Here is a 19,288-nt window from a genome sequence, read left to right on the forward strand (position 1 = left end):
GGCATTTAAGGCACACTTACATGACATTAATAGCCATTAAGGCGAAAGGATGATGGTGATGAGCAACGATATGACGGGGGCAACAACGCCACGCAATGATCTGCTGGTCTGGATCGATCTGGAAATGACGGGGCTGGATCCCAATAAAGAGCGCATCATTGAGGTCGCCACGCTCATTACCGATGCAGATTTGAATGTAGTGGCGGAAGGGCCGGTCATTGCGGTGAAACAACCCGCCAGCCTGCTGGCACAGATGGACGACTGGAACCAGAAAACGCACGGCGAATCAGGCTTAGTGGCGCGGGTGAAGGCAAGCCAAGTAGAAACTGCCGAGGCCGAGCAGCAGACTCTGGCGTTTCTGCAGCAGTACGCGGTGGCGGGCTCGTCGCCTATGTGTGGTAACAGCATTCACCAGGATCGGCGTTTTTTAGAGCGTGAGATGCCTGCGCTGCTCAATTTCTTTCACTACCGCAATCTCGATGTTTCTACCTTAAAAGAGGTAGCCAAACGCTGGAATCCAGGCGCTTTGACGGGCTTTAGTAAGCGAAATGTGCACTTGGCGATGGAGGATATTAAAGAATCGATTGCCGAGTTGGCTCATTACCGCGATACGTTTTTGCGCGTCGATCAGCGCAGCGACGAAGAAGAGTAAAATGATTAAGTCATATCAGTGGCAATGCGATCACCGCGCTTGAGCTGTTGTTCTTCAAGCGCCCAGGAGACGTGTTCACGCACCAATGCGCTTGGGTAGGCTCTTCGCGCCCATAGTGCGGCTTCCACGGTCTGGCTCCAGGGTGCGTTCCCGAGGCCAATAGCGATGTTGCGTAGCCAGCGCTCATAGCCTATGCGCCGGATAGGGCTGCCTGCGGTTTTATCGAGAAACTCTGCCTCGCCCCAGGCAAACAGGCTGATAAGTGTGGTGCGATCCAGGTCATGGCGCGGTGCAAAATCATTTTCCTGGGTGATGCGGGTAAAGCGAGTGAAAGGGCAGACCAGTTGGCAATCATCGCAGCCATAAATACGGTTACCCATGGCGCGACGGAACTCAACCGGAATCGCGCCATGCAGTTCGATGGTGAGATACGAAATACATTTGCGCGAGTCGACCACTTTGTCATCAACGATGGCGCCGGTGGGGCAGGCGGTGCGACAAGCACTGCAACTGCCACAGTGCTCTTGCTCAAACGGCGCGTCGATAGGCAAGGGAAGGTCGGTATACAGTTCGCCCAGAAAAAACAGCGAGCCCGCTTTGGGGTTAAGCAGCATGGCGTTTTTACCGAACCAGCCGAGCCCGGCTTTTTGGGCCAGGGCGCGCTCCATTACCGGCGCTGAGTCAACAAAAGCGCGATAACCAAAACGGCCGACTTCCTGTTCAATTTTTTTTGCCAGCAGAGCTAACCGCTTGCGCATTAGCTTGTGATAATCGCGTCCCAGGGCATAGCGCGACACATAAGCGCGGCTGGGCTGGCCGAGCACCTTGGTGCTTTCCACCTCGGCGGGCAGATAATCCATGCGCACGCTGATAATGCGTTGCGTGCCGGGCTCTAGCTCAGCAGGTCGGGTGCGCTTGGTGCCATGCTTGGCCATAAAGCCCATCTCACCGTGGTAGCCCTTTTCCAGCCATGCGTCGAGATGGGCTTCATGGGTCGATAGTCCAGTATCGGTGATACCTACCTGCTGAAAGCCCAGCTCTCGCCCCCAGGTTTTTACCAGGTCGGCAAGATGAGCAAGCTTTTCATTCGTCAATGTATCGTTGGAACGTACAAAGGCAGTGGAATCCGGCATGATTTTTCAAACAAGTCAGGCAAATGGATAGTTAGCCAAAGAGTCGGTCAACAGCAAGGCATTAAGCGCGCTATGCTAACGCATTGTCAGCCACCAAAACATGTGCATCAGAACATGTGAAAGGAGAGATCGTGACGATCCCGAACACTTCCATGCTACGCCCTCTATACAAAGCCGCCCAGGTGCGCGAGCTTGACCGACGCACCATTGCCGGTGGAATCGATGGTTTTGCATTGATGCAGCGCGCCGCCTCAAGTGCCTGGCATAGCTTTCGCTCACGCTGGCCGCAAGTAAGAAGTTTAACCGTAATGTGCGGGAGTGGTAATAACGGTGGCGATGGGCATGTGTTGGCTGCATTGGCTATGCAATCGGGTCTCAAAGTACAGCGAGTAACGCTTAAACCATTGGACGAGCTAAGCGGAGACGGGGCACGTGCAGCCGATTTAGCGACATCGGCGGGAGTTAACTGTGAAGAATGGCACGCTGGGATTGAGTTAACTGGCGAGGTAATTATCGATGCGCTGTTAGGTACTGGTTTGAAGGGTGAGGTAGAAGGACGCTTTCGGCGAGCTATCGAAATGATTAATGCCGCGCATCGACCGGTATTAGCGATTGATATTCCCTCGGGGTTGATGGCGGATACCGGGGCCGTGCTTAGTATTGCCGTTGAGGCCGCCTGCACGGTGACTTTTATTGGCGATAAAGTTGGTCTGCATACTGGGGACGCGCCCGCTTACACCGGCGAGATTGATTTTCGTCCGCTGGGCGTCAAAGCGCAGGCATATTTCGACATTTTACCCACGGCGTGGCGGCTGGACGATTCACTTCTGGCAGATGCCTTTGCCCCACGCCAGCGCACTAGCCATAAAGGTGAAATGGGGCATGTGCTGGTCATGGGCGGTGCTCCCGGATTTGGTGGTGCAGCGCTTCTGGCCTGCCAAGCAGCCGCACGGCTTGGGGCGGGGAAAGTAAGCTTGGCAACGGCGCCTGAGCATATCACCGCTAGTCTGGTGCGCTGTCCTGAAGTGATGGCCCATGCTGTTCGCGGTGGTGCCGAGGCAGCTGAGTTACCCAATAACGCTGACGTTGTAGTCGTAGGACCGGGCCTTGGTCAGGCTGCTTGGGGACAGGCAGTGCTACAAAGTGCAATGCAGTCGGAGGCGCCGTTGGTAGTGGATGCTGATGGCTTGAATCTTTTAGCGCGTCAGTGGCCTGATGCGCGGCGTGAAAACTGGATATTGACCCCGCACCCTGGCGAAGCTGCACGGCTGTTGGGTTGCTCGGTGGCGGATATTCAGGCTGATCGGCCTGCCGCTGCCCAGGCCCTGCAACGTGCACGCGGTGGCGTGGTGATTCTAAAAGGCGCAGGCAGCTTGATTGCTGGGCCTAGCGGGTTGGTCGTTTGCCCTTACGGCAACCCTGGCATGGCTAGCGGTGGTATGGGGGATGTGCTCAGCGGTATGCTGGGGGCTTTGGTTGCTCAGCGCGGTGATGTGGAGTTCAGCACTTGGCTGGCAACCATGGTGCATGCATTAGCCGCAGATCGTGCGGCAGAACAAGAAGGAGAGCGTGGCCTGCTGGCTAGCGATCTGGCATCCTATGCGCGAAAATTGATTAATCCGTGAAGGCGGCTTACATGCAGGTGCAATTAGATAATGAAGAGGCCCAAGTCGCGTTTGGCGAAGTGTTAGGGCACGCGCTGCAAGGTCGCGGGTTGGTTTACCTTGAAGGTGAGCTAGGTGCCGGTAAAACTACCTTAACACGCGGTATCCTGCGGGCTTACGGCCATCAAGGGGCGGTAAAAAGCCCCACTTATACACTCATAGAGCCTTACGAGCTGGGCTGTCAGCGACTCTATCATCTAGATTTGTACCGCCTAGCGGATCCAGAAGAACTCGAATTTATCGGTGGACGCGACGTGCTAGCCGACGATGCTCTAAGTATTATTGAGTGGCCAAGCCGTGGGGAAGGGTGGTTGCCAGCGCCTGACCTTCGTCTGTTTTTAACGGTTGCTACTCAAGGTCGCTTGGTCTCTTTGATGGCAGGTAGTGACCAGGGCAGACATATGCTGGCACGCTTGCAGAGCAAGGTCAGTGAAGTAAGTAAGGTAGGTTCCGATCAGCTGGAGAATGGTGTGATTCAATGGAAATAAAGGGCACAGCGGTATGCGTTTATCGCTTGTTAGTTGCCAGTTTTTTTGCCCTGACGGCGGTTAGTGTTCAAGCGTCCAGTGTAGAGAGTATGCGTTTGTGGGCGGCACCGGATCATGCGCGGCTGGTATTTGATCTGTCCGCTGCTACTAATGCCAACGTGTTTTCACTGGAAAATCCAGCACGGTTGGTTATTGATTTAGATGACACGCAAATGGATACCGATCCGAGCACACTGCCATTACATGATAGTGCCATTACCTCGGTGCGCACCGGCGCGCGGGAGGGTGGTGGCTTGCGGGTGGTGCTTGAACTAAATCGAGCAATTGAGCCGCGACATTTCACCCTAAGGCCAAATGATCAATACGGCCACCGTCTGGTTGTCGATCTTGAGTACCCCGGGGAAAGTGCCGTTGAGAATCCCATTGATCCTATTGAGGCGATGATTCGCGAACAGGAAATTCAGGTCCAGCGCGCATCAGCTCAAGCCCAGCTACCGGGCAGCGTAGCGCCGCCTAGTAACGAAGTGCCTGCTGCCGTGCAGGAAGCCAAACCGCACCCGCGTAGAGATATCATTATTGCTGTCGATGCCGGCCACGGGGGAGAAGACCCGGGGGCGATTGGCCCTTCAGGCACACGGGAAAAGGATGTCGTGCTGGAAATTGCCCGTCGGCTAGCTGCTGAAGTGAACGGCACCGAAGGGTTTAAAGCCGTGCTGGTGCGGGATGGCGACTACTATATAGGGTTGCGTCAGCGTACCGCACTGGCACGTGAGCAAAAAGCCGACTTTTTTGTCTCGATACACGCCGATGCCTTTACCAGTCCACGACCTCAAGGCAGTTCGGTGTATGCGCTCTCTCAGCGGGGCGCCACCTCTGAGACCGCACAGTGGTTAGCCGATAGTGAAAACCGTTCTGACTTGATCGGAGGGGTTGATGGTAACCTGTCCCTACGTGATAAAGACCAAGTGCTGCGCGGCGTGTTGTTGGATTTGACCATGACTGCCACGCTAAATGACTCGCTCTCGATTGGCGGTCAGGTGTTAGAGCAGTTAGGCCGCATTAACCGGCTGCATAAGTCCCGGGTCGAGCAGGCTGGGTTTATGGTGCTGAAGTCGCCTGATATCCCTTCGCTGCTGATTGAGGTTGGCTTTATCTCCAACCCTGACGAAGAGCGTCGGCTACGCGATCCAGTCCACCAATCAGGGCTTTCTCAGGCCATCTTCAGCGGTTTGCGCGAGCATTTCGAGCGCTTCCCACCGCCGGCCAGTCTGCTTGCTTGGCAGCGTGATAATCAGCGTAGCCCCTCAGGGAATGAGTATCGTATTCAGTCAGGCGATACATTGTCGGCAATTGCCGTCCGCCACGGTGTACCCGTTAATCAGTTAAAGCAGGCCAATGATATCAATGGTGACGTGATCCGCGTTGGCCAAGTGTTGCAGATTCCCCGTTCCTGAGATTTCTTCATGAGGTGTCGTGTTGACTGATATGACCGTTACCGCATCACGTATTCATGTGCTCGACCCACGGCTGGCCAACCAAATTGCGGCGGGCGAGGTGGTTGAGCGCCCCTCATCGGTAACCAAAGAGCTGATCGAAAACGCGATCGATGCGGGAAGTCAGCGCATCGAAGTAGATATTGAGCAGGGCGGCGCACGGCTTATTAAGGTGCGCGATGATGGTATCGGCATTGGCGAAGAGGACCTGCCGCTGGCTTTGGCGCGCCATGCGACCAGTAAAATCGGCAGCCTGGAAGACTTGGAAGGCGTTAGTTCGTTAGGTTTTCGGGGCGAGGCGCTGGCCTCGATCAGTTCTGTCTCGCGGCTGGAGCTTATTTCTAACGCTGAAGAAGACCCACGCCATGGCTGGCGGGTAGTGGCAGAGGGGCGGGGGATGGAAGCCCGCGTAACGCCTGCACCACACCCCCGTGGTACCAGCGTCAGTGTGCGCGACCTGTTTTTTAACACCCCAGCACGGCGCAAGTTTCTACGCACTGAAAAGACCGAATTCGCCCATGTAGAAGAAGCCTTTCGGCGTCAGGCGCTATCCCGCTACGACATCGCCTGGGTATTGCGTCATAACCAAAAAGTGATTCACCAACTTCCTGCCGGTCACTCTGCAGCGGCTCGGGAGCGTCGAATAGCCTCGCTGCTGGGCAAGAATTTTATTGAGCACGCTCGCTATATAGAGCGCGAGGCAGGTGGTTTGCGGCTGAGTGGTTGGGTCGGCCTGCCCACTCACTCGCGTTCTCAAGCCGATCAGCAATATTTCTTTGTTAATGGACGCGTCGTGCGTGATCGCCTGGTCGCTCATGCGGTGCGTCAGGCTTACCGCGATGTGTTGTTTAACGGCCGGCATCCGGTGTTTGTGCTCTATCTGGAGCTTGATCCAGATGTGGTGGACGTTAACGTTCACCCTACCAAGCACGAAGTGCGCTTTCGTGATGGCCGCATGGTGCACGATTTCCTCTATTCGAGTCTGCACCACTGCCTGGCGTCTGCTAAGCCCGCCGAGAGTGCAGAGGAGAGCAATGCCGATTTAACCGATATGACAGGCGCATCACCGCAGGCCGTGGAGGGCGAAGGTGAACATTCAGAAACGAGTGCCGAGCAACCGCGTTGGCAACAACAAGGGATTGCGCTAACGCACTCGCCGGATCGCCATCCTGGCGGCGAGCGTGTACGCCGTTTTATGCAGGGCTATCAGGCGCTTCATCCCGATCACGAAGAGACGCTGTTGACGCCGCAGACTAGCGCGCCACGGGCAGAAAGTTATGAAGTGCGTGAAGCACCGCTGACGACAATGCCGGATGCCGACCCCACCGCGCCACCGCCCCTTGGCTTTGCGCTTGGGCAACTGCACGGTATTTATATTCTGGCCCAAAATGCCCAGGGGCTCGTGTTGGTGGATATGCACGCCGCTCATGAACGGATCGTCTATGAGCGAATGAAAACACAGCTAGCCGCTGCCAAAGGACTAGACGCTCAGCCGCTACTGGTGCCTGTCTCTATTGCCGCCAGCCGGACAGAAGTGGCAACAGCAGAGAGCGAGCAAGAGGCGATCGCCAAGCTAGGTATTGAGTTGGATATAGCTGGGCCAGAGACGCTGCTGGTACGCCAACTGCCCGCTTTGCTTGCTCAGGCTGATCCTGAGGCGCTGGTGCGTCAGATGCTAGAAGAGCTGGCGCGCTATGGGCGTACACATCAAGTCGAGGCTAGGGTACATGAACTACTCTCTACTATGGCCTGTCATGGCAGTGTGCGTGCCAACCGTCGGCTTACTATCGACGAGATGAACGCGCTATTGCGCGACATGGAACGCACCGAGCGCAGTGATCAATGTAATCACGGCCGTCCCACTTGGACACAAATGGGATTAAAAGCGTTGGACCGGTTGTTCTTGCGAGGACAGTAGCTGCTTGGACAGTCGTTACGTGAACAACAACTGCGCGACCAGTAATTACCTTTTTCTTAGCTAACGGAACCGCGCATGGCTGATACCCGCCCCTGGGCGATTTTTTTGATGGGCCCGACGGCCGCCGGGAAAACTGATGCCGCGATGGCGCTGCACGAGCGCTTGGATCATGAGCTGATTAGCGTTGACTCGGCCATGGTGTACCGCGGTATGGATATTGGCAGTGCCAAGCCCAGCGCGGCGGAGCTTGCTCGCGCGCCACATCATTTGATCGACATTCGCGATCCAGCAGAGCCCTACTCAGCGGCTGATTTTCGTGTAGATGCGCTTTCGCTTATGCGACAAATCAGCGCGGCGGGCAAAGTCCCACTGCTGGTCGGCGGTACCATGCTCTACTACAAACGGTTGGTTGAGGGGGTAGCAAACCTGCCCTCTGCCGACCCGGCTATTCGCCAACGGCTTGAAGCACAGTGGCAAAACGAAGGTCTATTGTCGTTACATCAACGCCTGGCAGAGGTGGATGCGGTATCCGCCCAGCGTATTCATCCCAATGATCCTCAGCGGTTGATGCGGGCGCTGGAGGTGTACTATGCGAGTGGCCGGCCGATGAGCGAGCTATGGGCGGAGCAGCAATCTGAAACCTTTCCCTTTCGTGTGTTGTCGATAGCTTTGGCACCCAGTGATCGCCGTCTTTTACACCAACGCATTGCGCAGCGATTTCAAGTAATGCTCGACCAGGGCTTGATAAATGAAGTCGCCGCCCTCAAAAAGCGTAATGACTTACATTTAGGCCTGCCGGCGATGAAAAGTGTTGGTTATCGCCAAGCGTGGGAGTACTTGGAAGGTGAGTATGATTACGCCACGCTGGTTGAGCGTGGTGTAATAGCAACTCGCCAACTCGCCAAGCGTCAGCTAACGTGGTTAAGAAGTTGGCCTGGGCTTAAGTGGGTTGATTCACAGTGCCCTCATGCGCTGGATAAGGTGTTGAAAATCGTGCGTGAAAGCGGTGCTTAGCGTAAGATAGTCCCTTAAGTAAGATAGTGATTTAGTAAGCATGTGTTTTCGAATGGCCGGTTGGCTCTTTTGGTAACACTAGGCCTTTCGGGCAATAAGATTGCGGCGTAGCACTAGTAGGGCACGCCATTTGATAATTAACCCCAACGACAGTTTTAGGGAGAGCAAAATGTCCAAAGGGCAGTCCCTTCAAGACCCATACTTGAACATTCTGCGCAAGGAGCGCATTCCGGTCTCAATCTTTTTGGTCAACGGCATTAAGCTGCAGGGCCAAATAGAATCATTCGACCAGTTTGTTATCTTACTGCGCAATACCGTCAGTCAGATGGTTTATAAGCACGCTATTTCCACGGTTGTGCCATCTCGCAATGTACGCCTACCTGCGCAAGACCCGGCAGAGCAGGATGCGGAGATTTAACACCGCTGGATAAGCAAGAGATTCCACGAGGTATTGATTGTTTTTCGAACGCCCTGACGCCGGTGAAACGGCAGTTCTTGTTCACGTTGATTTTCATGATGAACAAAAACGTGAAGACCCGGGTGAGTTTTTAGAGCTCGTACGCTCTGCTGGTGCAGAGCCTGCGACTCTTCTCACTGCTAGCCGACACCGCCCTGACTCGCGCACTTTTATTGGGTCAGGTAAGGTGGAAGAATTGCGGGCTTTGCTCGCGGTTCATAAAGCAGAACTGGTGATCTTCAACCACAGCTTAAGCCCCTCTCAAGAGCGTAATGTTGAGCAAGAACTCAAGTGCCGGGTACTCGATCGTACCGGCCTTATTCTTGACATCTTTGCGCAACGGGCGCGAACCCACGAAGGTAAGCTGCAAGTAGAGCTTGCTCAACTTGAATATATGTCAACACGCCTGGTGCGTGGCTGGACTCACCTTGAACGCCAAAAAGGCGGGATTGGGCTGCGCGGGCCAGGTGAGACGCAGCTTGAAACTGACCGTCGCCTTTTACGTGGACGAATTAAGTCGATCCATAAGCGGCTTGATAAGGTGCGTAGCCAGCGTGATCAGAACCGTCGCGCCCGTGCGCGTGCTGAAATACATAGTGTGTCGCTGGTGGGGTATACCAATGCTGGTAAATCGACGCTGTTTAATGCCTTAACCAATTCCGAGGTATATGCAGCTGACCAGCTGTTTGCGACACTCGACCCCACGCTTCGACGGCTTGAAATTGAAGATGTTGGCCCCGTGGTAATGGCTGATACGGTGGGTTTTATTCGCCACTTGCCACACAAGCTGGTCGAAGCATTTCAAGCCACGCTTCAAGAAGCATCGGAAGCGTCGCTGTTGATACACGTCATTGACGCAGCAGACCCTGACCGCGAGTTGAATGTGGAGCAGGTAGAGCTAGTGCTCAAAGAGATCGGTGCTGATGATGTGCCGATGCTCAAGGTCATGAATAAAATTGATAAGCTCGATAGCGCACCACGCATAGAGCGTGACGGCCATGGAGTGCCAGAAGTGGTTTGGCTATCCGCCCAGCAAGGTCAGGGGCTTGAGCTTCTGCATGAAGCGCTTACTGAGCGCTTAGCCAATGATGTCATCGGCTTTTCGCTGACACTCACTCCTGAGCAAGGTAAGCTGCGTGCTGGCCTGCATGAGCTGAATGCTGTTCGTGAAGAAGCCTTTGATGAGCACGGACATTCGGTTTTGGATGTCCGTTTGCCGCGGCGCGATTTTAATCAGCTAATGGCTCAGTTAGGCGAACGTGCCAATACCTATTTGCCAGAAAGGCTGCAGGTAAGTGAGGAATGGTAGGCTAACCGTTACGACGATAGCGCACTGCTAGTATTCTGAGCCGTATAAAAATGGTACAAGTTTTATAGAGCAATAATATCAAACGCGGTGGTGTCGTTTAAAACAGACGTCATGGGCGTTAGCGAATACCTTAGTGGAGACGAAGTATGGCCTGGAATGAGCCTGGTGGTGGCAACCAGCACGACCCTTGGAGTAGTGGTGGCCGACGCGGTGGAAAAGATGGTGATGGAAACCGTGGAGGTAACAATGGTGGCAACAATGGCAATAAAGGGGGTAACAACCAAGGCCCTCCCGACCTGGATGAGGCGTTAAAGAAGTTCCAGGACAAGCTCAACAATATGCTGGGTGGCGGTAAAAAAGGCGGCGGCAAGAAAAGTGGGGGAGGCGGTGACAAAAATCGCAATCCCTTTGCGCTGCCGGGTCTGTTGATTATCGTTGCATTGGCAATTTGGGCCGCTATGGGCTTCTACTTGGTGGATCAATCTGAGCGTGGCGTTGTTCTACGCTTTGGTGAGTTTCAAGGTATTGTCGAACCAGGTTTGCAGTGGAACCCACCACTGATTGATGACGTTCGTATGGTCAATGTGACGCGTGTGCGTTCACTGTCTCAAACGCAATCAATGTTAACCCGCGATGAAAATATCGTGGAAGTGGAAATTTCAGCACAATATCAGGTGGCTAATCCGCGTAACTTTGTTCTTAACGTTCGCGATCCTGCCGTTTCTATTGAAAATGCACTGGATTCGTCACTGCGCCATGTGGTCGGCGGTACCGATATGATCGATATCCTTACCTCGGGTCGTGAGATTCTGGGCAGCTCGGTTGCTAGTCGCCTGCAGTCCTATCTTGACAACTATGGTGCCGGTATTCGTCTACAAACTATCAATATTGAGTCTACCTCAGCACCTGCGCCGGTCATTGACGCCTTTGATGACGTCATTCGTGCTCGTGAAGATCGTCAGCGTACCATCAACCAAGGTATCGCTTACGCCAATGCGATCATTCCTGAGGCCCAAGGTCAGGCGCAGCGGATCGTTGAGCAGGGTCAAGGTTACCGTGAGTCTGTAGTGGCTGAAGCGCAAGGTCAGGCGAACCGTTTTAATTCGCTATTGAGTGAGTACGGCAATGCCCCGGAGATTATGCGCGAGCGCATGTACCTAGACACGATGGAAGAAGTGTTTGGTAATTCGCCGAAGGTATTGCTGGATGTAAGTGAAAACGCCCCGTTGATGTATCTGCCGCTGGATCAGATGAGTGGCAGAAGTGGTAATCAAAGCGGTTCATCAGCGAGCGGTAGCGCTAATAACGGTGATGAGCAGTTAGACCCGAGTGTGCTTGAGCGTTTGCGCAACACCCAGGGCAGTACTAACTCCTCAACGAATACGACGAGTAACTCCATCCGCAGGGAGGGCCGGTAAATGATTAATAATCGATCCCTGCTGATTGTTGGTGGTCTGGCTGCCGTTGCGTGGCTAGCGAGCAACACTCTGTACGTGGTAGACGAAACCGAACGCGCTGTTAAACTGCGTTTTGGTGAAGTCATCGAAGAAAATATTCAGCCTGGTTTGCACGCGAAAGTACCTATCGCACAGACGATTCGTAAGTTTGATACACGCTTGCTGACCCTGGACACCGATACCAGCCGCTACCTCACCCTTGAGCAGAAAGCGGTTATTGTTGACTCCTATGTTAAGTGGCAGGTAGTTAACCCTACGCGCTACTACGAGGCGACGGCGGGCGATGAGCTGATGGCCATCCGGTTGATCCAACCTCGGGTGGATGAAAGCCTGCGTAATGAATTTGGCCGCTTGAACCTTCAGGAGATTATCGCTGAACGACGTGATGATCTTATGACGGGCCCCACCGAAGAGCTCGACGAGCTCATGCGTGAAGAGCTAGGGGTGGCCATTCGGGATATTCGTATTAAGCGAATCGACTTACCGGAAGATGTCTCGGCGGCCGTTTTTGAGCGGATGCGTTCCGAACGTGAGCGTGAAGCGCGTGAATGGCGTGCTCAGGGTCAGGAAGAGGCTGAGCGTATTCGCGCTAATGCGGATCGCCGCCGTCAGGTACTGCTTGCTCAAGCCAATGAACGCTCTGAAACACTGCGTGGTGAAGGTGATGCCCAGGCCGCTGCAATCTTTTCTGAAGCTTATGGTCAGGATCAGGAGTTCTTCTCTTTCTGGCGCAGTCTAGATGCTTATCGTGATAGCTTTGCTGGCGATGGCAACCTAATGGTGTTGGAGCCGAATAGCGATTTCTTCCGCTATTTGCGTGATCCTTCGCCGGAAGGTAGCGAAAGCGAGAGTGATTAAGTTGTTTTGAGCGTGGGTGCCTCGTCTTGGTTTGCCGTCCACCAAGCGGGGTTCACCCGGCCATTAAACGTGATAGAATTTGTTAACCGGGCGTCGCCCGGTTTTTTTGTGGTCCTTATTCTTCAAGCTTATTCTTCAAGCGCAAGTTCAAGACGATCATTGTCAATGACCTTAGGTTGTTACTGATTAGCTTGTAGTTGCTTGAATTTGTTGGGCCTTCATTGTCTTGCAGGATTGTTTACATGACCATCGCTGACCGCTGGCTACTGCCCGACGGCATGGATGAGGTGCTTCCGCCTCAGGCAAGCCGCATGGAAGAGCTGCGCCGTGCGCTTCTCGATCTTTACCATTGCTGGGGCTATGACCAGGTTATGCCGCCGCCGGTGGAGTTCCTGGATTCCCTGTTAACAGGTACCGGTACGGATCTTGATCTCCAGACCTTCAAACTGACTGATCAATTAACGGGCCGCATGATGGGCGCCTCGGCGGATGTTACGCCGCAGGTGGCGCGTATGGATGCCCACTCGTTAAAGCGTCAGGGGCCTGTACGTCTATGTTATTGCACCAACGTGCTACGGGCTAAAGCGGACCAGCATCAGGGTGGCCGTAGCCCGGTGCAAGTAGGTGCTGAGTTATTTGGTCATGCCGGGCTTGAAGCAGACAGTGAAATTATTCATTTGGCGCTGGCCAGTTTGAAAGCCTCGGGCGCTGGTGAGATCCACTTGGCGCTTGGGCATATCGGTATTTCCCGTAGCTTAGTAGAAGCAGCAGCGCTCAATGACGAACAGGAAGGTGCGCTATTTGAAGCGTTAGCGCTAAAATCCCCTACGCAACTGGCGCAACTTGTCGAAGCTAACGTCAACGATCCGGCCTTGGCAGACATGTTATTGGCGCTGGGTGAGTTGCATGGTGGTGCTGATATTTTAAGCCAGGCGCGCGAGCGATTCGCTGGTGCACCAGCCTCGGTCACAGCGGCACTGGATCAGTTAGACGCGCTCTATGAAGGTGTGCTGGCTCGCTTTGACGTATCGCTTTATTTTGATCTCGCTGAGCTACGCGGCTATCAGTACCATACGGGGATGATGTTTGCCGCCTATGTGCCGGGCTACGGGCATGCACTCGCTAAAGGCGGGCGTTATGATGATACGGGGCGGGCTTTTGGCCGCGCGCGCCCGGCGACCGGCTTCTCGATGGATCTTAAACAGCTGGCGTCGCTGGCGCTGGCTGCTGAAAGCCGCGGCAGTATTTGGGCACCCGCCAAGCAGGATGAGTCGCTTAACGCTGCCATTGTTGCGCTGCGTGAGCAAGGGGAACGCGTGATTCAAGCGCTGCCTGGGCAGCGTACTGGGCCGGCGGAGCACGACTGTGACCGCCGTCTTGAGCTTATCGATGGCCGTTGGCAGCCAACGGCCCTGACACACGAGACGAGTGCATCATAATGGGTAAGAATGTCGTAGTGCTGGGCACCCAATGGGGTGACGAGGGCAAAGGTAAGATCGTTGATTTGCTGACTGAATCCGCATCCGCTGTGGTGCGCTTTCAGGGTGGCCACAATGCAGGTCATACGCTGGTTATCGACGGTGAAAAGACGGTTCTTCACCTCATTCCATCCGGCGTTTTGCGCCCAGGCAAAACCTGTGTGATTGGCAACGGCGTGGTACTTTCACCTGAAGCGCTGATCAAAGAAATTCGTGAGCTTGAAGCCAAAGGCGTTCCGGTACGTGAGCGCTTACGCCTGTCCCCTGCTTGCCCGCTGATTTTGCCCTATCATGTGCGCTTGGATCAGGCCCGTGAGAAAGCCCGCGGTATCGCTAAAATTGGCACCACCGGGCGAGGCATCGGTCCTGCCTATGAAGACAAAGTGGCTCGCCGCGGCCTGCGTTTGGGCGACATGCTGCACCGCGAGCGCTTCGCCTCTAAGCTGGGTGAAGTCCTCGACTACCACAACTTCGTATTGGTGAATTATCACGGCGAACCGGCTGTCGATTTCCAGGAAGTGCTCGATACGGCGATGCAGATGGCGGAAGAACTGCGTCCTATGGTCTGCGATACTGTCAGCATGGTGCACGACCTGCGTAAGGCAGGTGAAAACATCCTGTTTGAAGGTGCTCAAGGCTCGCTGCTGGATATCGATCATGGTACCTACCCGTATGTGACTAGCTCAAATACCACCGCGGGCGGCACCGCTACCGGCTCGGGCGTTGGTCCGCTCTATTTGGACTACGTACTGGGTATCACGAAGGCGTACACCACGCGTGTGGGGTCAGGCCCGTTCCCCACTGAGCTGTTTGACGTCGATGGCCGCCACCTTGCCGAACGTGGCCATGAGTTTGGTGCCACTACCGGGCGTGCGCGCCGCTGCGGCTGGTTTGATGCCGTGGCGTTGCGTCACGCCGTACAAATCAACTCAGTATCTGGCATTTGCTTGACCAAGCTTGACGTACTGGACGGTTTGGAAAATATCCGCGTTTGTGTTGGTTATCGCAGCAAGGATGGCGACGTGCTGGATAATCCTGTGGATTCTGAAGGCTACGAAGCAGTTGAGCCGCTTTATCAGGACTTGCCAGGCTGGAAAGAGTCGACTCTGGGCGCCAAGCGAGTAGAGGATTTGCCTGCCAACGCACGTGCTTACATCAGCTTCCTTGAAGAGCAGGTGGGTACCAGTATCGATATTATCTCCACCGGCCCGGATCGTATGGAAACCATCGTACTGCGTAATCCGTTCGATAGTTAATAACGGTGCAAGCCGGTCATGGATGAGTAGATGAGCAAAAGGGGCAACTTAGTTGCCCCTTTTGCATTGATGGTTCGTATTTAAAAGTCGATGCCCCGGCGCGCCTGTAAGCTATTATTAAAAGCATGGCGCACCTCCTGCATCTCGGTCACTGTGTCGGCCATGGCGACCAACTCGCGGTGAGCATTGCGGCCGGTAATAATTACCGTCTGCTCTAATGGGCGATTCTCTAGCGCTTGCTTAACGGTTTCAATGTCCAGGTAGCCAAACTTGAGCATATACGTGATTTCATCAAGAACCACCAGATAGGTCTCGGGGTCCGCTAGCATACGCTCGGCCTCTTTCCATACTTCTTGGCAGGCATCAGTATCGGCTTGACGGTTCTGTGTGTCCCAGGTAAAGCCAGTCGCCATTATCGCCACTTCCAGATTGGCATCCTCTTCTAATCGATTGCGTTCACCACACTCCCATAGCCCTTTGATGAACTGCACCACGCCGACTTTGTAGCCGTAGCCCAGGGCGCGGGTGACCGTTCCCCACGCAGCGGTGGTTTTACCTTTACCGTTGCCGGTGTTGACGATGATTAGGCCGCGCTGTTCGTTGGCACTGGCGACTTTTTCCTCTACGCGCGCTTTAAGCTTCTCCATGGAGGCTTTGTGGCGGGTGTCGCGATCACTCATGGTATCTCCTGGGTAAAAAAAGAGTTGGCTGAACAATAGTCAATTTTATGAACCGCTAGCCTAAGCTATCCGCAGTAGGTTGAACATCACTTCGGATTTGCTTAAAGACAGTTTTTGTATAAATATTTTCCAGCTGTTGTGAATGTTTGTCTTAATAATTCGCATTGAAATCCAACAAAAAAGAAGAGAATTGGCCCCTAGGGGGCTGGCTGCTCTAGAATAGGTGGCCATGTCTCGTCAGGAATTACACCATGCCCTCATTTGATATTGTGTCAGAGTTCGATAAGCACGAAGGTGCTAACGCCGTTGATCAAGCAAACCGAGAAGTGCAGTCACGTTTTGATTTTAAAGGCGTTGATGCCAGCTTCGCGCTTGAAGATGACAAAGTGCAGCTAGAGGCGGAAGTTGATTTCCAGCTTAAGCAAATGTTGGATGTGCTGCGTGCCCGATTAATCGCGCGAGGTATCGACGCCCGCTGTATGGATATTCAAGAGCCTGTGCTCTCCGGCGTAAAAGCGCGCCAGGAAGTTGCCCTAAAACAGGGGCTCGATCCAGCGGAAGCGAAAGATGTAGTCAAGCGCATTAAAGCCAGCAAGCTGAAAGTACAGGCGCAAATCCAGGGTGAGAAGGTGCGTGTGACGGGGAAAAAGCGTGATGATTTACAGGCCGTCATGACGCTGCTGCGCGGCGAAGAGGGACCGGATTTGCCTCTTCAATTTGATAATTTCCGCGACTAGGCGGCGACGTTGAACATTTTTATTAAGTAATATTCGTTTTATACAGGAGTCACGCACTATGTCTGATCCGCAGCCGGTTTACCTAAGCGACTACCAGCCACCCGCCTACCGGGTAACCCATACCGAGCTGACGTTTGATCTTGACCCCGCCGCGACCCGTGTGAAAGCGCGACTATTGATGGAGCGTCATCCAGAGGCTGACGCTAATACGCCGCTGATATTAAACGGCGAGCACCTAAAGTTGATCGCCCTGTCGATTGACGCAATGCCGCTGGAGGAAGCCGCTTACCAAGTGGATGCTGAGGGGCTGCGTATTGATCAGGTGCCTGAGCGTTTTATGTTGGAGAGCGAGGTTGAAATTGCCCCGCAGGAAAACACTGCTCTAGAGGGTTTGTACCAATCGAACGGCATGTATTGTACTCAGTGCGAAGCTGAGGGCTTTCGGCGTATCACGTTTTACCCTGACCGCCCCGACGTCATGGCGACTTTTAAGGTGACCGTGATTGGCGATCAGCAACGCGAACCGGTCTTACTGGCTAATGGTAACCCTGTCGAGCGTGGTGAGCTGGATGGCGGGCGCCATTTCGCGACCTGGGAAGATCCGCACCCTAAGCCCAGTTACCTCTTTGCTCTGGTGGCGGGCAATTTACACAGTGTAGAAGACTATTTCACTACCATGAGCGGGCGAAATGTCACGCTGCAAATATGGGTGGAAAAAGAGAACCTGGATAAGACCGAGCATGCGATGGCTTCATTGAAACGAGCCATGGTGTGGGATGAACAGGCCTACGGCCGTGAGTATGATCTAGATCTGTTTATGATCGTGGCCGTCAATGATTTCAATATGGGGGCGATGGAAAATAAGGGACTCAATATTTTTAACTCTGCGGCGGTATTGACCCACCCCCAAACAGCCACCGATGCCGCTTTTCAGAACGTTGAGGGCATTGTTGCCCACGAATATTTTCATAACTGGTCCGGCAACCGCGTGACCTGTAGGGACTGGTTCCAACTTTCACTGAAAGAAGGTTTTACGGTCTTTCGTGATCAATGCTTTTCGGCGGACACTAATTCGGCGCCGGTTAAACGCATCCAAGATGTCTCTTTTTTCCGTACGGCACAGTTTGCTGAGGATGCTGGCCCCACGGCGCACCCTATTCGCCCTAACCACTTTATTGAAATTACCAACTTCTACACCCTGACGATTTATGAGAAAGGGGCGGAAGTGGTCCGCATGCTGCGTAATTTAGTGGGGGAGGAGAGTTTCCGTCGCGGTTCAGACCTCTACTTCGAGCGTTTTGATGGTCAGGCGGTAACCATCGAAGATTTCGTAAGTTGCATGGCTGAAGCCTCTGGCGAAGATTTTAGTCAGTTTATGCGCTGGTACTCTCAGGCAGGTACGCCCGAGATTGATGCCCACGGCGAATATGACTATGTACATGCAAAATACCACCTAACGCTTCGTCAGCGCACACCTGCGACGCCAGGCCAGCCGGATAAGCTTCCGTTGCATATTCCGGTGCGCATGGGGTTGGTGGGTACCAAGTCGGGCCAAGATCTTACGATAACGCTCAATGATGAAAAAATAGGTAAGGACGCTGTTATCCATCTGCGTGATGAAGAGCAGACATTTGTCTTTACCGATGTCGCCGAGGCACCCGTGCCGTCTTTGCTACGCGAGTTTTCAGCGCCCGTGAAGCTGCATTACCCTTACTCACGGGAAGATCTTGCTTTTTTATTGACGCATGATAGTGATGGTTTCAACCGATGGGATGCTGGTCAACGTTTGGCTCTCTTGGCGTTGGATGACTTGATTGCGGCCCATCGTAATGGCGTCGAAAAAGTAATGGACAGTCGCGTTATTGATGCCTTTAGAGTACTTCTGAGTGGCCCGGTGAACGATAAGGCGGTGTTGGCTGAAATGCTAACGCTACCTTCAGAAGCCTATATAGCGGAACAGCAGCCTATTGTGGATGTTGATGCCATTCATGCGGCGCGTGAATTTGTCCGCCAATCGTTGGCGGTTGCCCTTCGTGATGAGTTTCTGGCTATCTATGAGGCCAATGTGATCGAGGAGCCTTACGCGCCGACACCCGAGCAAATTGCCCAGCGTAGCCTGAAAAACGTAGCGCTCTCCTATCTGATGTCGATTGAAGATGAGCAAGGCCTGGCCCTATGTGAAACGCAATTTGCCGCCGATCACAATATGACCGATGTGCGCCAAGCGCTAACGTTGTTGGTACATAGTGATCGCGATGATTTGGCCTCGCCAGCATTGAAAGCCTTCGGTGAAAAGTGGGCGCATGACTCCTTGGTGATGGATCAGTGGTTTACCATTCAAGTCTCACGTCCGCAGGAAGATGTGCTTGATCGTGTAAAATATCTGATGCAGCATCCCGCGTTTTCGCTCAAAAACCCCAACAAGGTACGTGCCCTTATTGGAGCGTTTGCCCAGAACAGGGTGAATTTCCACCGATTGGACGGTCAGGGCTATCAGTTACTGGCCGATGTGGTGATTGAACTCAACCGGCTTAACCCGGAAATTGCCGCACGACTTATCACTCCGCTCACGCGCTGGCAGCGCTTTGATGAAACCCGTCAAGCATTGATGCGGTCACAGCTTGAGCGTATTAAACAAGAGCCTCTATCTTCAAATGTGTACGAGGTGGTCGAAAAAGCACTGGCATAATGGTC

General features: G+C 53.8%; 16 protein-coding genes. 14 read left to right on the forward strand and 2 right to left on the reverse strand.

What is annotated here, in order from left to right; translation table 11 throughout:
• The first annotated feature begins 58 nt into the window (after positions 1-58).
• Complete coding sequence (orn, locus tag ACUVOF_RS14760) at positions 59-652, forward strand: oligoribonuclease (protein ID WP_447045092.1); 594 nt, start codon at positions 59-61, stop codon at positions 650-652.
• 5 nt (positions 653-657) lie between these two features.
• Here orn and queG read toward each other — a convergent pair whose 3' ends face one another.
• Positions 658-1,785 carry a tRNA epoxyqueuosine(34) reductase QueG gene (gene queG / locus ACUVOF_RS14765; protein WP_447045093.1) on the reverse strand — a complete coding sequence of 376 codons (1,128 nt, stop codon included), beginning with the start codon at positions 1,783-1,785 and terminating at the stop codon, positions 658-660.
• A gap of 152 nt (positions 1,786-1,937) precedes the next feature.
• On the opposite strand from queG, the gene ACUVOF_RS14770 reads away from it, so the two are divergent.
• The 11 genes from ACUVOF_RS14770 (at position 1,938) to ACUVOF_RS14820 (ending at position 15,177) form a co-directional block, all read left to right on the forward strand.
• Entirely contained in the window at positions 1,938-3,410 is a 1,473-nt protein-coding gene (locus ACUVOF_RS14770) for an NAD(P)H-hydrate dehydratase (protein WP_447045152.1), read from the forward strand.
• Positions 3,411-3,421: 11 nt separating this feature from the next.
• Complete coding sequence (gene tsaE / locus ACUVOF_RS14775; protein ID WP_447045094.1) at positions 3,422-3,937, forward strand: tRNA (adenosine(37)-N6)-threonylcarbamoyltransferase complex ATPase subunit type 1 TsaE; 516 nt, start codon at positions 3,422-3,424, stop codon at positions 3,935-3,937.
• A complete protein-coding gene (locus ACUVOF_RS14780; RefSeq protein ID WP_447045095.1) occupies positions 3,928-5,391 on the forward strand; it encodes an N-acetylmuramoyl-L-alanine amidase in 1,464 nt (487 codons plus the stop codon). Before tsaE ends, ACUVOF_RS14780 begins: the two co-directional genes overlap by 10 nt.
• A 31-nt stretch (positions 5,392-5,422) precedes the next feature.
• Positions 5,423-7,348, forward strand: a complete 1,926-nt coding sequence (mutL, locus tag ACUVOF_RS14785; RefSeq protein ID WP_447045153.1) for a DNA mismatch repair endonuclease MutL — start codon at positions 5,423-5,425, stop codon at positions 7,346-7,348.
• A gap of 75 nt (positions 7,349-7,423) precedes the next feature.
• Entirely contained in the window at positions 7,424-8,362 is a 939-nt protein-coding gene (miaA, locus tag ACUVOF_RS14790) for a tRNA (adenosine(37)-N6)-dimethylallyltransferase MiaA (RefSeq protein ID WP_447045096.1), read from the forward strand.
• A 169-nt stretch (positions 8,363-8,531) separates the two neighbouring features.
• Complete coding sequence (gene hfq / locus ACUVOF_RS14795) at positions 8,532-8,780, forward strand: RNA chaperone Hfq (protein ID WP_007114649.1); 249 nt, start codon at positions 8,532-8,534, stop codon at positions 8,778-8,780.
• Between the two features lie 37 nt (positions 8,781-8,817).
• On the forward strand, positions 8,818-10,128 hold the full coding sequence (hflX, locus tag ACUVOF_RS14800) for a ribosome rescue GTPase HflX (RefSeq protein ID WP_113268218.1): 1,311 nt from the start codon (positions 8,818-8,820) through the stop codon (positions 10,126-10,128).
• Between the two features lie 146 nt (positions 10,129-10,274).
• Positions 10,275-11,546 carry an FtsH protease activity modulator HflK gene (hflK, locus tag ACUVOF_RS14805; RefSeq protein WP_447045097.1) on the forward strand — a complete coding sequence of 424 codons (1,272 nt, stop codon included), beginning with the start codon at positions 10,275-10,277 and terminating at the stop codon, positions 11,544-11,546.
• Positions 11,547-12,443, forward strand: a complete 897-nt coding sequence (hflC, locus tag ACUVOF_RS14810) for a protease modulator HflC (protein ID WP_447045098.1) — start codon at positions 11,547-11,549, stop codon at positions 12,441-12,443.
• Between the two features lie 242 nt (positions 12,444-12,685).
• Entirely contained in the window at positions 12,686-13,882 is a 1,197-nt protein-coding gene (locus ACUVOF_RS14815) for an ATP phosphoribosyltransferase regulatory subunit (RefSeq protein ID WP_447045099.1), read from the forward strand.
• Positions 13,882-15,177, forward strand: coding sequence for an adenylosuccinate synthase (locus ACUVOF_RS14820; protein ID WP_008958623.1), 1,296 nt, complete (start codon positions 13,882-13,884; stop codon positions 15,175-15,177). The genes ACUVOF_RS14815 and ACUVOF_RS14820 overlap by 1 nt, the downstream gene beginning before the upstream one ends.
• Before the next feature lie 80 nt (positions 15,178-15,257).
• Here the strand turns inward: ACUVOF_RS14820 and cobO are convergent, their stop codons facing one another.
• Complete coding sequence (gene cobO, locus ACUVOF_RS14825) at positions 15,258-15,857, reverse strand: cob(I)yrinic acid a,c-diamide adenosyltransferase (protein ID WP_447045100.1); 600 nt, start codon at positions 15,855-15,857, stop codon at positions 15,258-15,260.
• Positions 15,858-16,108: 251 nt separating this feature from the next.
• On the opposite strand from cobO, the gene ACUVOF_RS14830 reads away from it, so the two are divergent.
• Both ACUVOF_RS14830 and pepN read left to right on the forward strand, forming a co-directional pair.
• Positions 16,109-16,594 carry a YajQ family cyclic di-GMP-binding protein gene (locus tag ACUVOF_RS14830; protein WP_447045101.1) on the forward strand — a complete coding sequence of 162 codons (486 nt, stop codon included), beginning with the start codon at positions 16,109-16,111 and terminating at the stop codon, positions 16,592-16,594.
• Between the two features lie 58 nt (positions 16,595-16,652).
• Positions 16,653-19,283, forward strand: coding sequence for an aminopeptidase N (pepN, locus tag ACUVOF_RS14835; protein ID WP_447045102.1), 2,631 nt, complete (start codon positions 16,653-16,655; stop codon positions 19,281-19,283).
• Positions 19,284-19,288: the final 5 nt, after the last annotated feature.

Source organism: Vreelandella sp. H-I2, assembly GCF_052959335.1.